The sequence below is a fragment of the Streptomyces sp. NPDC050121 genome, assembly GCF_044460385.1.
GTDB lineage: Bacteria > Actinomycetota > Actinomycetes > Streptomycetales > Streptomycetaceae > Streptomyces > Streptomyces soliscabiei.
The window spans coordinates 1-13,726 of record NZ_JBITJV010000029.1; the positions used below are offsets into that span (position 1 = coordinate 1).

The 13,726-nt window shown below is 69.5% G+C and carries 11 protein-coding genes and 1 tRNA gene; 10 read left to right on the forward strand and 2 right to left on the reverse strand.

Annotation, left to right across the window (positions count from 1 at the left end):
* Positions 1-110: 110 nt before the first annotated feature.
* The gene (gene polA, locus ACIBTS_RS34105; RefSeq protein ID WP_399324588.1) at positions 111-2,837 is read right to left on the reverse strand and encodes a DNA polymerase I; all 2,727 of its coding nucleotides are present in this window, start codon (positions 2,835-2,837) and stop codon (positions 111-113) included.
* Between the two features lie 145 nt (positions 2,838-2,982).
* Here polA and ACIBTS_RS34110 point away from each other — a divergent pair, with 145 nt between their 5' ends.
* The 9 genes from ACIBTS_RS34110 to ACIBTS_RS34150 all read left to right on the forward strand — a co-directional run bounded on the left by ACIBTS_RS34110 (position 2,983) and on the right by ACIBTS_RS34150 (position 12,760).
* Positions 2,983-5,277 (forward strand): FdhF/YdeP family oxidoreductase, encoded by a 2,295-nt coding sequence (locus ACIBTS_RS34110; RefSeq protein ID WP_399324589.1) that lies wholly within the window; start codon positions 2,983-2,985, stop codon positions 5,275-5,277.
* Between the two features lie 49 nt (positions 5,278-5,326).
* Entirely contained in the window at positions 5,327-5,815 is a 489-nt protein-coding gene (locus ACIBTS_RS34115; protein WP_399324590.1) for a hotdog fold thioesterase, read from the forward strand.
* A 131-nt stretch (positions 5,816-5,946) separates the two neighbouring features.
* Positions 5,947-6,150 (forward strand): hypothetical protein, encoded by a 204-nt coding sequence (locus tag ACIBTS_RS34120; protein WP_399324591.1) that lies wholly within the window; start codon positions 5,947-5,949, stop codon positions 6,148-6,150.
* A complete protein-coding gene (locus ACIBTS_RS34125) occupies positions 6,147-6,746 on the forward strand; it encodes a Tat pathway signal sequence domain protein (RefSeq protein WP_399324592.1) in 600 nt (199 codons plus the stop codon). The genes ACIBTS_RS34120 and ACIBTS_RS34125 overlap by 4 nt, the downstream gene beginning before the upstream one ends.
* A 287-nt stretch (positions 6,747-7,033) precedes the next feature.
* Positions 7,034-8,260, forward strand: coding sequence for a branched-chain amino acid ABC transporter substrate-binding protein (locus tag ACIBTS_RS34130; RefSeq protein ID WP_399324593.1), 1,227 nt, complete (start codon positions 7,034-7,036; stop codon positions 8,258-8,260).
* A gap of 111 nt (positions 8,261-8,371) precedes the next feature.
* On the forward strand, positions 8,372-9,304 hold the full coding sequence (locus ACIBTS_RS34135; protein WP_079663002.1) for a branched-chain amino acid ABC transporter permease: 933 nt from the start codon (positions 8,372-8,374) through the stop codon (positions 9,302-9,304).
* Between the two features lie 5 nt (positions 9,305-9,309).
* A complete protein-coding gene (locus ACIBTS_RS34140) occupies positions 9,310-11,136 on the forward strand; it encodes a branched-chain amino acid ABC transporter permease (protein WP_399324594.1) in 1,827 nt (608 codons plus the stop codon).
* A gap of 5 nt (positions 11,137-11,141) precedes the next feature.
* Positions 11,142-12,047 carry an ABC transporter ATP-binding protein gene (locus tag ACIBTS_RS34145; RefSeq protein WP_399324595.1) on the forward strand — a complete coding sequence of 302 codons (906 nt, stop codon included), beginning with the start codon at positions 11,142-11,144 and terminating at the stop codon, positions 12,045-12,047.
* Positions 12,044-12,760, forward strand: a complete 717-nt coding sequence (locus ACIBTS_RS34150) for an ABC transporter ATP-binding protein (RefSeq protein ID WP_079662999.1) — start codon at positions 12,044-12,046, stop codon at positions 12,758-12,760. Before ACIBTS_RS34145 ends, ACIBTS_RS34150 begins: the two co-directional genes overlap by 4 nt.
* A 77-nt stretch (positions 12,761-12,837) precedes the next feature.
* Here ACIBTS_RS34150 and ACIBTS_RS34155 read toward each other — a convergent pair whose 3' ends face one another.
* Positions 12,838-13,494 (reverse strand): ANTAR domain-containing response regulator, encoded by a 657-nt coding sequence (locus ACIBTS_RS34155; protein ID WP_399324596.1) that lies wholly within the window; start codon positions 13,492-13,494, stop codon positions 12,838-12,840.
* A gap of 101 nt (positions 13,495-13,595) precedes the next feature.
* On the opposite strand from ACIBTS_RS34155, the gene ACIBTS_RS34160 reads away from it, so the two are divergent.
* Positions 13,596-13,668: transfer RNA gene (locus tag ACIBTS_RS34160), tRNA-Leu, on the forward strand.
* The last annotated feature ends 58 nt before the right edge of the window (positions 13,669-13,726 follow it).

Here is a 13,726-nt window from a genome sequence, read left to right on the forward strand (position 1 = left end):
CCCCCCCCCCCCCCCCCCCCCCCCCCCCCCCCCCCCCCCCCCCCCCCCCCCCCCCCCCCCCCCCCCCCCCCCCCCCCCCCCCCCCCCCCCCCCCGTCGGACCGCCGGAGGCTAGTGCGCCGCCGACTCCCAGTCCGTGCCCGCGCCGACCGAGACGCCCAGGGGGACGTTGAGGTGGACGGCGTGGGCCATCTCGCGGCGGACCAGTTCCTCCGCCGCCGCGCGCTCGCCGGGGGCGATCTCCAGGACGATTTCGTCGTGGACCTGGAGCAGCATGCGGGACTTGAGGTCCGCCGCTTGAAGGGCGGCGTCCACCTTCAGCATGGCGATCTTGACGATGTCGGCCGCCGTGCCCTGGATCGGCGCGTTGAGGGCCATCCGCTCGGCGGCCTCGCGGCGCTGACGGTTGTCGCTGTTGAGGTCGGGCAGGTAGCGGCGGCGGCCGAACAGCGTCGCCGTGTAGCCGGTGGCCCGTGCCTCGTCGACCGCGCGGCGCAGGTAGTCCCGGACGCCGCCGAAGCGCTCGAAGTAGGCGTCCATCAGGGCTCGGGCCTCGCCGGCGTCGATGTTCAGCTGTTGGGACAGGCCGAACGCGGACAGGCCGTAGGCCAGGCCGTAGGACATGGCCTTGATCTTGCGGCGCATCTCCGCGTCGACCGCGCCCGGCTCGACGGCGAACACCTGGGAGGCGGCCGTGGTGTGCAGGTCCTCGCCGGAGGTGAACGCCTCGATGAGGCCCTCGTCCTCGGAGAGATGGGCCATCACGCGCAGTTCGATCTGGCTGTAGTCGGCCGTCATCAGCGACTCGAAGCCCTCGCCGACGACGAAGCCGCGGCGGATCGCCCGTCCCTCGTCCGTGCGGACGGGGATGTTCTGCAGGTTCGGGTCCGTGGACGACAGGCGGCCGGTCGCGGCGACCGTCTGGTTGAACGTGGTGTGGATGCGGCCGTCGGCGGCGATCGTCTTGATCAGGCCCTCGACGGTGACGCGGAGTTTCGCCTGCTCGCGGTGGCGGAGCATGATGACCGGCAGCTCGTTGTCGGTCTGACCGGCGAGCCAGGCCAGGGCGTCGGCGTCGGTGGTGTAGCCGGTCTTGGTCTTCTTCGTCTTCGGCAGGCCCAGCTCGCCGAAGAGGACCTCCTGGAGTTGCTTGGGCGAGCCCAGGTTGAACTCGTGCCCGGCTGCCGCGTGCGCTTCCTTCACCGCCTGCTGGACGGCGCCCGCGAACATCTGCTCCATGGCCTCGAGGTGGGCGCGGTCGGCGGCGATGCCGTGCCGCTCCATGCGGGCCAGGAGGGCGGAGGTGGGCAGCTCCATGCCGCCCAGCAGGTCGGCCGCGCCGACCTCTTCCAGACGGCCGCGGAAGGCCTCGCCGAGGTCGACGACCGTGCGGGCCTGCACCATGAGGGCCTCGGCCTCGGCACCTTCGTCCGCGCCGAAGGCGAGCTGGCCGTCGGCCGCGGCGGCCGGGGCCAGTTCACGGCCCAGGTACTCCAGGGACAGCGCGTCCAGGTCGAAGGAGCGGCGGCCCGGCTTGACCAGGTAGGCGGCGAGTGCCGTGTCCATGGAGATGCCGGTGACGGACCAGCCGTGCTCGGCGAAGACACGCATGGCGCCCTTGGCGTTGTGCAGGACCTTGGGGCGGTCCGCGGCGGCGAGCCAGGCCGCCCACGCGTTCTCGTCGGTCTCGTCGAGCTCCGCCGGGTCGAACCAGGCGGCCGCTCCGCCGGCCGCGGCGAGCGCGACCTCGGCGACCGAGCCGGCGCCCAGCGCCCAGGTGTCGACGGTGGCGACGCCGAGGGTCTGGGCGCCGTGCGCGGCGAGCCAGCCCGCGAGCTCGCCGGTGGCCAGGACCGTGCCGTCCAGTTCCACGCCGCCGGTGACCACCGGGGCCGCCTCGGCCTCCGCGCTGCCCGGGTCGACGGCGAGGAGCCGCTCGCGCAGCGAGGGGTTCCTGATCTCCAGGGTGTCCAGGATCATCGCGACGGCCGTGCGGTCGTACGGGGTGCGCTCCAGGTCGCCGACCGTCTTGGGCAGCTCGACGGTGCGGACCATCTCGGTGAGGCGGCGGTTGAGCTTGACGGCCTCCAGGTGGTCGCGCAGGTTCTGCCCGGCCTTGCCCTTGACCTCCTCGACGCGCTCGACGAGCTCCGCGAACGACCCGAACTGGTTGATCCACTTCGCGGCGGTCTTCTCGCCGACGCCGGGGATGCCGGGGAGGTTGTCGGACGGGTCGCCGCGCAGGGCCGCGAAGTCGGGGTACTGGGCGGGCGTCAACCCGTACTTCTCGACGACCTTCTCCGGGGTGAAGCGAGTCAGCTCGGAGACGCCCTTCGTCGGATACAGCACCGTGGTGTGCTCGGACACCAGCTGGAAGGAGTCCCGGTCGCCCGTGACGATGAGGACCTCGAAGCCGGCGGCCTCGGCCTGGGTGGCGAGGGTGGCGATCAGGTCGTCGGCCTCGAAGCCGTCGATCGCGAAGCGTGAGACGTGCATCGCGTCGAGGAGCTCGCCGATCAGCTCGACCTGCCCCTTGAACTCGTCGGGCGTCTTGGAGCGGTTCGCCTTGTACTCGGTGAACTCCTCGGAGCGCCAGGTCTTGCGGGAGACGTCGAAGGCGACCGCGAAGTGCGTGGGCTCCTCGTCACGCAGGGTGTTGGCCAGCATCGACGCGAAGCCGTAGATCGCGTTCGTCGGCTGGCCGGTCGCGGTGGTGAAGTTCTCCGCGGGCAGCGCGAAGAACGCGCGGTAGGCCAGCGAGTGCCCGTCCATGAGCATCAGGCGCGGGCGGCTCTCGCCGGAGGGGGTGTCGGTCTTCTTCGCTGCTGTCTCTGCCACGCCCCCGATCCTGCCACGCCCCACTGACACTCGGCCCCGGGCCGTCGCCGAGGGGGCCTCCCGCACGTGAACGCCGTCACCGCGTCGTGCGAGGATCGTGCAATCGTGGAGATGTGCGACACAGGCGAGCGAAGGAGAGCGTGCGATGGCAACGAAGCCCCCCAAGGTCGATCCGGTCCAGGACGCGCCGCAGGTCGCCGAGCCGAAGCATGCGGCGGCGGGCCTGCCGGCCGTCGGACACTCCCTGCGCATCGCGCAGCAGCAGATGGGTGTGAAGCGCACCGCGCTGACCTTGCTGCGCGTGAACCAGAAGGACGGCTTCGACTGCCCGGGGTGCGCCTGGCCGGAGCCGGAGCACCGGCACGCCGCGGAGTTCTGCGAGAACGGTGCTAAGGCGGTCGCCGAGGAGGCGACGCTGCGCCGGGTCACCCCCGAGTTCTTCGCCGCGCACCCCGTAGCCGACCTCGCCGGCCGCAGCGGTTACTGGCTGGGCCAGCAGGGGCGGCTCACGCACCCCATGTACCTGCCCGAGGGCGGCGAGCGCTACGAGCCGGTCTCCTGGGAGCGTGCCTTCGACATCATCGCCGAGGAGGCGGCGGCCCTCGCCTCTCCCGACGAGGCCGTGTTCTACACGTCGGGCCGCACCAGCAACGAGGCGGCGTTCCTGTACCAGCTGTTCGCGCGCGAGCTGGGCACGAACAACCTGCCGGACTGCTCCAACATGTGCCACGAGTCGTCCGGCTCGGCCCTGTCGGAGACCATCGGCATCGGCAAGGGCAGCGTCCTGCTGGAGGACCTCTACAGGGCCGACCTGATCATCGTCGCCGGGCAGAACCCGGGCACGAACCACCCGCGGATGCTGTCCGCGCTGGAGAAGGCCAAGGCGGGCGGGGCGAAGATCATCAGCGTCAACCCGCTGCCGGAGGCGGGTCTGGAGCGGTTCAAGAACCCGCAGACCCCGCAGGGCATGGTCAAGGGCGCCGCGCTCACCGACCTGTTCCTGCAGATCCGCATCGGCGGCGACCAGGCCCTCTTCCGTCTCCTCAACAAGCTCGTCCTGGAGACGGACGGCGCGCTCGACGAGGCGTTCATCGGCGAACACACGTACGGCTTCGAGGAGTTCGCCGAGGCCGCCCGTGCCGCCGACTGGGACGAGACGCTCACCGCGACGGGTCTCACGCGCGCACAGATCGAGGAGACGCTGCGCATGGTGCTCGCCTCGAAGCGCACCATCGTCTGCTGGGCGATGGGCCTCACCCAGCACAAGCACTCCGTGCCGACGATCCGCGAGGTCGTCAACTTCCTGCTGCTGCGCGGCAACATCGGCAGGCCGGGCGCGGGGGTGTGCCCGGTGCGCGGTCACTCCAACGTGCAGGGCGACCGCACCATGGGCATCTTCGAGCGGCCCGCGCCGGCCTTCCTGGACGCCCTGGAGAAGGAGTTCGGCTTCGTGCCCCCGCGCGAGCACGGCTTCGACGTCGTCCGCGCGATCCGCGCGCTGCGCGACGGCGAGGCGAAGCTGTTCTTCGCCATGGGCGGCAACTTCGTGTCGGCCTCCCCCGACACCGACGTCACCGAGGCGGCCATGCGGCGCGCCCGCCTGACGGTGCACGTGTCGACGAAGCTGAACCGCTCGCACGTCGTCACGGGCGCGCGTGCCCTGATCCTGCCGACCCTGGGCCGTACCGAGCGTGATGTGCAGGCCGGCCCGGACGGGAAGAGCGCCGAGCAGTTCGTGACCGTCGAGGACTCCATGGGCATGGTGCACGCCTCGCGGGGGCGCCTGGCGCCGGCGAGCGCCCAGCTGCTGTCGGAGCCGGCCATCGTGTGCCGCCTGGCCCGGCGGGTGCTGGGCGAGGACAGCAAGGTGCCGTGGGAGGAGTTCGAGAGGGACTACGCCACGATCCGTGACCGCATCGCGCGCGTGATCCCCGGCTTCGAGGACTTCAACGCGCGTGTGGCCCGCCCGGGCGGCTTCACCCTCCCGCACGCCCCGCGTGACGAGCGGCGCTTCCCGACGGCCACCGGGAAGGCCAACTTCACCGCCGCGCCGGTCGAGTACCCGAAGCTGCCCGAGGGCCGCCTGCTGCTGCAGACGCTGCGCTCGCACGACCAGTACAACACCACGATCTACGGCCTGGACGACCGCTACCGGGGCATCAGGAACGGCCGCCGGGTCGTCCTGGTCAACGCCGAGGACGCGCGCGCGTTCGGGCTCGCCGAGGGGTCGTACGTGGACCTGGTGAGCGAGTGGAAGGACGGTGTGGAGCGGCGGGCCCCCGGCTTCCGGGTCGTGCTCTACCCGACGACCCGGGGGTGTGCGGCCGCCTACTACCCGGAGACCAACGTCCTGGTCCCGTTGGACGCCACCGCGGACACCAGCAACACCCCGGCCAGCAAGTCCGTCGTCGTCCGTCTGGAACAATCGTCCACCGACTGAGCGTTTGCTCAGTGACGCTGGACTGTGACCGACGAACGGAGCCGGCCCCATGGGCGAGCAGCAGCACGTGAACTTCCCGCAAGAGGTCATCGACGAGTACGCGGCGCTCGGCGTCGACCTGCCGGCCCTGTTCTCCGCCGGGCACCTCGGCACCCGCATGGGCGTGCAGATCGTCGAAGCCCGCGCGGACCGGGTCGTGGGCACCATGCCCGTCGAGGGCAACACCCAGCCCTACGGGCTGCTGCACGGCGGCGCCTCCGCAGTCCTCGCCGAGACCCTCGGCTCGGTCGGCTCCATGCTGCACGCCGGCGCCTCCAAGATAGCCGTCGGCGTCGACCTGAACTGCACCCACCACCGAGGCGCCCGCTCCGGCCTGGTCACCGGCGTCGCCACGCCCGTGCACCGCGGGCGCTCCACGGCGACGTACGAGATCGTGATCAGTGACGAGGAGGGGCGGCGGGTGTGCACCGCGCGGCTGACCTGTCTGCTGCGGGACGTGACGGCCGGCGACGCGGCGCACATCCGCGCGGCGAACTGACGGCCGCGGTGCCCCAACAGGCCACGCCCGCAGGCCCGTTACTCCCCGCCGCCCCGGCCGCCCGGCGTCGGGGCGGCACCGCGGAAGGGCCCCCACGGGCGACCGGCCGCGGGGTGGGCGGCCGGCACGGGATGAAGACTTACGAGGCCCCGGGCGATGCCTGCGAGGGCCTCGCCGAGGCCGTCGGCGCCGTGCAGACCGGCGGCGCGGGCGGTGACCGTGCCGGCCTGGTGCACAAAGCGGGGCTCGTCGAACGCGGCGAGGGCTTCGAGGCCCCGGCCGCCCGCACCGACCACCACCGCGCGGGCGGTCCGGGCAAGGGACCCCGGCCGTGAGCGGCGTCGGCCCCGTGGAGCCCGGCGAGGGCACCGGCGCCTGGGACACCCCCGCACCCGCCCGCCGCCCGCTCGCCCGCCGCCACGCCGCCCATCGGCCGGCCGTCCGCGCCGTCCTCGCCGCCCTGCTGCTCCTCGCGGGCGGCGGCTACCTCTACGCGACCCGGCCCCGCGACGCCCAACCGCCCACGCCCGCACCGCCGTTCCCGTCCCAGGTGGTCGACGTCAGCTATCTCGGCGCGATCGCCGTACCGCCCGGCACCCGACCGCACACCTTCGCCTTCGAGGTACTGCTCGCCGTGGACGCCGGCCCGCCGGTCACCGTGACCCGGCTGAGCCAGCCGTACGCCGGACTCACCCTGGCCTCGGCCCCGACAGCGCCTTTCCGGACAAAAGCGGGTTCCACCCGCAAGATCGTCATCACCATGCATGTGACGGAATGCGGAAAAGTGCCGGAGAACGCCGGACTCCCTTTCCTGGACGTAACTCTACGTAATGCGCGCGCAATACGGGTCCACAGTTACATCCTGGGGACGCGCTATACCCAGGACCTCTCCAAGGCCCTGAAGGTCGCCTGCAGCAACAGTTCCGCGTAATTACCAAAACGCCTGAGACGCCTGAACCCATCCAGGTTCATCCTGCGCGTTCTCAGCATGCGGACAGGGCGAATCGGCCTGAATTCCGCTGTTCCACCCGCCAAGTACCGCTCTGCATTACCTCGTGTCATAACAAGAGCGTCACAGCCTTGGTCAGACCCTCCTCCCCGTAACCTCCACCCGCTTAGAGTCACGCCCAGTCACCGCGCGGCCGGAATACCCCTTCGGACCGACGCTCGACTCGGCCTCTTCCAGGGGGGAGAGCCGCCCAGTGAAAGGACTGGAACGTGCGTCAACGTTCGCTCATCGCCATCACCGCCGCGCTGTCCGCGGGAGCACTCACCCTCACCGCCTGCGGCTCGCGCGACAGCGACGACAAGGGCTCCGACAGCGGCGGCACCACCGTCACCATCGGTGTCGACGCCCCGCTGACCGGCGACCTGTCCGCCATGGGCCTCGGCATCAAGAACTCGGCCGACCTGGCGGTCAAGAACGCCAACAAGCAGAAGTACGTCGACGGCATCACCTTCAAGCTCGTCGCCAAGGACGACCAGAAGCAGCCCTCCCAGGGCCAGCAGAACGCCACCGCCCTCGTCGCCGACAAGTCCGTCATCGGCGTCGTCGGCCCGCTGAACTCCTCCGTCGCCGAGTCGATGCAGAAGGTCTTCGACGACGCCAAGCTCGTCGAGATCTCCCCCGCCAACACCGGTGTCTCCCTCACCCAGGGCGCCGACTGGCAGACCAAGAAGGTCCGCACCTACAAGTCGTACTTCCGCACCGCGACCACGGACGCCGTCCAGGGCCCGTTCGCCGCCCAGTACGTCTTCAACGACGCCAAGAAGAAGAAGGTCTTCGTCATCGACGACAAGAAGACCTACGGCGCAGGCCTCGCCGGCACCTTCACCGAGGAGTTCAAGAAGCTCGGCGGCACCGTCGTCGGCACCGAGCACATCAACCCCGACAGCAAGGACTTCTCCGCGGTCGCCACCAAGGTGAAGAACTCCGGCGCCGAGGTCGTCTACTACGGCGGCGAGTACCCGCAGGCCGGTCCGCTCAGCAAGCAGATCAAGGCCGCCGGCGCCAAGATCCCGCTGGTCGGCGGCGACGGCATCAACGACGCGGCCTACATCCCGCTCGCCGGCCCCAGCGGCACCGGCGACCTCGCCACCTCCGTCGGCGCCCCCGTCGAGGAACTCCCCTCCGCCAAGCAGTTCATCGCCGACTACAAGGCCGCCGGCTACAAGGACGAGTACTCCGCATACGGCGGCTACTCCTACGACTCCGCCTGGGCCATCATCGAGGCCGTCAAGAAGGTCGTCAGCGACAACGGCGGCAAGCTCCCCGACGACGCCCGCGCCAAGGTCACCGCCGCCGTCCAGAACGTCTCCTTCGACGGCGTGACCGGCAAGGTCTCCTTCGACGAATACGGCGACGCCACCAACAAGCAGCTCACCGTCTACGCCGTCGAGAACGGTGCCTGGAAGGCCGTCAAGTCCGGCACCCTCACCGGCTGACCCACACCCGCACCACAGCTGAGCCGCGCGGGGCGCTGTTCCACAGGCGCCCCGCGCGGACTCACATCCGGCCCCCCGTCGAAACATCCGAACCGTCTCGGAGGACATGCGGTGAACGAACTGCCGCAGCAGCTGGTCAACGGCCTGCTACTGGGATCCATGTACGGCCTGGTCGCCATCGGCTACACAATGGTCTATGGCATCGTCCAGCTCATCAACTTCGCCCACGGCGAGATCTTCATGACCGGAGCGTTCGGCGCTCTCACGGTCTATGCCTACATCCTGCCCGACGGCACATCCATGGCGATCGCGCTCCCCCTGATGCTCGTCGGAGCCGTCATGGTCTCCGTCACCATCGCCGTCGGAGCGGAACGCTTCGCCTACCGCCCCCTCCGCAGCGCACCACGCCTCGCCCCGCTCATCACCGCCATCGGCCTCTCCCTCGCCCTCCAGCAAGCCGTCTGGGCCTGGTACCCCGAGGCCAAGTCCGCCCGCGTCTTCCCCCAGATCGACGGCGGCCCCTTCACGATCGGCGACGTCACCATCCAGACCGGTGACATATTCCTGCTCATCGCCGCCCCCATCAGCATGGCCATCCTCGGCTACTTCGTCATGAAGACCCGCACCGGACGCGGCATGCAGGCCACCGCCCAGGACCCCGACACCGCCAAGCTCATGGGCGTCAACACCGACCGCATCATCGTGATCGCCTTCGCCCTCGGCGCCACCTTCGCCGCCGTCGGCGCCGTCGCCTACGGCCTGAAGTACGGCGAGATCAGCTTCACCATGGGCTTCATCCTCGGCCTCAAGGCCTTCACCGCAGCGGTCCTCGGCGGCATCGGCAACATCTACGGGGCCATGATCGGCGGCGTCGTCCTCGGCATCGCCGAGACCATCGCCACCGCCTACATCGCCGACATCCCCGGCATGGACAAGTTCGGCAGCCAGTCCTGGGCCGACGTCTGGGCCTTCGTACTCCTCATCCTCGTGCTCCTCCTGCGGCCCCAGGGCCTGCTCGGCGAGCGCGTCGCTGACAGGGCGTGACACCGATGACGACACAGACCACCACAGCCGACGACGCACTCGGCACGACCACCGCCACCCGAGCCGGCCTCATCGGCGTCCCCGAGAACATCGGCCGCGCCCTCGCCACCGGCGGCGGCATCCTCACCATCATCTCCACCTTCCTCGCCTGGACCTGGACCGCCACCTTCCCCGGCGACCTCACCGTCTACGGCTACCCCGGCGGCCTCCAAGTCCTCGTCCTCATCGGCGGCGCCCTCACCACCCTCTTCGCCCTCGCCTCCTACGGCATCAAGGGCCTTGGCTGGCTCGTCCCCGCCGGCGCCGACGGCGCCCTCAAGTTCGCCGCCCTCGCCACCTTCGCCACCAGCTGGTTCACGGTCATCGCGATCAGCGTCGACCTCGGCGGCATCGTCAACCTCGAAGCCGGCGGCTACATCGTCGCCATAGCCAGCCTCACCGCCCTCCTCGGCGCCCTGGCCCTCCCCTTCGAACACCCCCAGCCCGACCCCATCGACCCCGACGACACGTCGTGGGAACACACCAAGCACAAAGCCGCCCACCAATGGGCCACCGTCAAGGCCGCCTTCGGCTCCGGCACCGCCCGCCCCGTCGGCAAACTCCCCGCCTACGCCGAAATCCTCATCATCGTCGCCGTCCTCGCCCTCGCCCTCACCGTCTTCACCTACGGCATCGGCACCGAGTACGACGAACTCTTCATCGGCTTCCTCATCACCACCGGCTTCGGCTTCGCCGCACTCAACAAGTCCGGCCTCGTCGCCCAAGCCAGCCAGATCACCGCCCGCCACCAGAGCATCACCATCTGCGGCGCCTTCATCACCGCCGCCCTCTTCCCCTTCACCCAGACCGACGACCAGTACGCGACCCTCGGCGTCTACATCCTCATCTTCGCCACCGTCGCCCTCGGCCTGAACATCGTCGTCGGCCTCGCCGGCCTCCTCGACCTCGGCTACGTCGCCTTCCTCGGCGTCGGCGCCTACGCCGCAGCCATGGTCTCCGGCTCCCCCAGCTCCCCCTTCGACGTGCACTTCCCCTTCTGGGCAGCCGCACTCGTCGGCGCCGGCGCCTCCCTCGTCTTCGGCGTCCTCATCGGCGCCCCGACCCTGCGACTGCGCGGCGACTACCTCGCCATCGTCACCCTCGGCTTCGGCGAGATCTTCCGCATCACCGCCAACAACCTCGACGGCACCTCCGGCCCCGACATCACCAACGGCTCCAACGGCATCTCCTCCATCCCGAACCTCGACGTCCTCGGATTCGACTTCGGCGCCGTCCACGACATCGCCGGCTACAGCATCGGCCGCTTCGCCAACTACTTCTTCCTGATGCTGATCATCACCGCCGTCGTCGTCCTCGTCTTCCGCCGCAGCGGCGACTCCCGCATCGGCCGCGCCTGGGTCGCCATCCGCGAAGACGAAACCGCAGCCCTCGCCATGGGCATCAACGGCTTCCGCGTCAAACTCATCGCCTTCGCCGTCGGCGCCTCACTCGCCGGACTCGCCGGCACCGTCCAGGCACACGTCACCTACACCGTCACCCCCGAGCAGTACCTCTTCGCCGGCCCCATCCCCCCCAACTCCGCCTTCCTCCTCGCCGCCGTCGTCCTCGGCGGCATGGGCACCATCGGCGGACCCCTCATCGGCGCCTCACTGCTCTTCCTCATCCCCAACAAACTCCAGTTCCTCGGCGACTACCAGCTCTTCGCCTTCGGCCTCGCACTCATCCTGCTGATGCGCTTCCGCCCCGAGGGACTCATCCCCAACCGGCGCCGCCAGCTCGAGTTCCACGAGGAGGCGGAAGCACCCACCGTCCTCACCAAGGCAGGGGCCTGACCACCATGACCACCGACACCACCACCAAGCCCGCCCCCGCCGGCGAAACGGTCCTCGACGCCCGCGGCGTCACCATGCGCTTCGGCGGCCTCACCGCCGTCCGAAACGTCGACCTCACCGTCAACAGCGGCGAGATCGTCGGCCTCATCGGCCCCAACGGCGCAGGCAAAACCACCTTCTTCAACTGCCTCACCGGCCTCTACATCCCCACCGAAGGCGAAGTCCGCTTCAAGGGCAACGTCCTGCCCCCCAAATCCTTCAAAGTCACCGCCGCCGGCATCGCCCGCACCTTCCAGAACATCCGCCTGTTCGCCAACATGACCGTCCTGGAAAACGTGCTGGTGGGCCGTCACACGCGGACCAAGGAGGGCTTCTGGTCGGCCGTCCTGCGCCTCCCCGCCTTCCACAAGGCAGAAGCCGCCTCCCGCGAACGCGGCATGGAACTCCTGGAGTTCGTCGGCCTCGACAAGAAAGCCGACCACCTCGCACGCAACCTGCCCTACGGCGAACAGCGCAAGCTCGAAATCGCCCGCGCACTCGCCAGCGAGCCCGGCCTGCTCCTCCTGGACGAACCGACAGCCGGCATGAACCCCCAGGAGACCCGCGCGACGGAGGAGCTCGTCTTCGCCATCCGCGACAAGGGCATCGCCGTCCTCGTCATCGAGCACGACATGCGCTTCATCTTCAACCTCTGCGACCGCGTCGCCGTACTCGTCCAGGGCGAAAAACTCGTCGAAGGCGACAGCGCGACCGTGCAGGGCGACGAGCGCGTCGTCGCCGCCTACCTCGGCGAACCCTTCGAAAACGCCCCCGGCGAAGAAGAACTCGCCGAAGTCGAAGCCGCCGAAGCGAACGCCGAGAGCGCCGACACCCCGACGGACGCCGCGCCCGGCAAGGAGAACGACCGATGACCGCACTGCTCGAAGTCGAAGACCTCCGCGTCGCCTACGGCAAGATCGAAGCCGTCAAAGGCATCTCGTTCAAGGTCGAAGCCGGCGAGGTCGTCACCCTCATCGGCACCAACGGCGCCGGCAAGACGACGACACTGCGCACCCTGTCGGGCCTGCTGAAGCCCGTCGGCGGCCAGATCAAATTCAACGGCAAATCGCTGAAGAAGATCCCCGCCCACGACATCGTCTCCCTCGGACTCGCCCACTCCCCCGAGGGGCGGCACATCTTCCCCCGCATGACCATCGAGGACAACCTGCGGCTGGGAGCCTTCCTCCGCAGCGACAAGCCGGGCATCGAGAAGGACATCCAGCGCGCCTACGACCTCTTCCCCATCCTGGGAGAGCGCCGCAAGCAGGCCGCAGGCACCCTCTCCGGCGGCGAACAGCAGATGCTGGCCATGGGACGCGCACTCATGTCCCAGCCGAAACTGCTCATGCTGGACGAGCCCTCCATGGGCCTCTCCCCCATCATGATGCAGAAGATCATGGCCACCATCGCCGAGCTCAAGTCCCAGGGCATGACGATCCTGCTCATCGAGCAGAACGCCCAGGCCGCCCTCTCGCTCGCCGACCACGGCCACGTCATGGAGATCGGCAAGATCGTGCTGTCGGGTACGGGACAGGACCTGCTCCACGACGAGTCCGTCCGCAAGGCGTACCTCGGCGAGGACTGAGTCCCTCCGGTCCTCCCACGGCAACGAGGCCCGCGCCCCTTCTCCGGGCGCGGGCCTCGTCGTGTCCGTGACGGCTGCTAGCCCTTGGACGCCTTCTTCTCGTCGGCGTCCTGGATGACGGCCTCGGCGACCTGCTGCATCGACATCCGCCGGTCCATCGACGTCTTCTGGATCCACCGGAACGCCGCCGGCTCCGTCAGCCCGTACTCCGTCTGCAGGATCGACTTCGCCCGGTCGACCAGCTTGCGGGTCTCCAGACGCAGCGTGAGGTCCGCGACCTCGTTCTCCAGCTCACGCAGCTCCGTGAAACGGGACACGGCCATCTCGATCGCCGGCACGACATCGCTCTTGCTGAACGGCTTCACCAGATACGCCATCGCACCCGCGTCACGAGCCCGCTCGACCAGGTCGCGCTGCGAGAACGCCGTGAGCATCAGCACCGGGGCGATGCGCTCCTCGGCGATCTTCTCGGCCGCCGAGATGCCGTCCAGCTTGGGCATCTTCACATCGAGGATGACCAGGTCCGGCTTGTGCTCACGGGCGAGCTCGATGGCCTGCTCACCGTCACCGGCCTCACCGACGACGCTGTAGCCCTCTTCTTCGAGCATCTCTTTGAGGTCGAGCCGGATCAGGGCCTCGTCCTCGGCGATGACGACACGGGTCGTCAGCGGAGGCACGTGCGACTTGTCGTCGTCGGGCGCGTCTACGGGCTGGGGCGACTCGGGGGCGGTCACGGGGGCTCCTCGTTCAGGGCAGGGGTACTGCTGACAAGAGCCTACCTAGCTGCGGTAAGGTAGTGACACAGCGGGTGACCGCTGACCTTCGTTTCGAAGGGGCCCCGGTAGCCCAGCGGTAGAGGCCATGGATTCAAAACCCATACAGCGTCGGTTCGAATCCGACTCGGGGCACTTTTCCTTGGTTCCCAAGGTCACCACAAGAAAGCGGATGTTCCCGTTCTCGTGAACA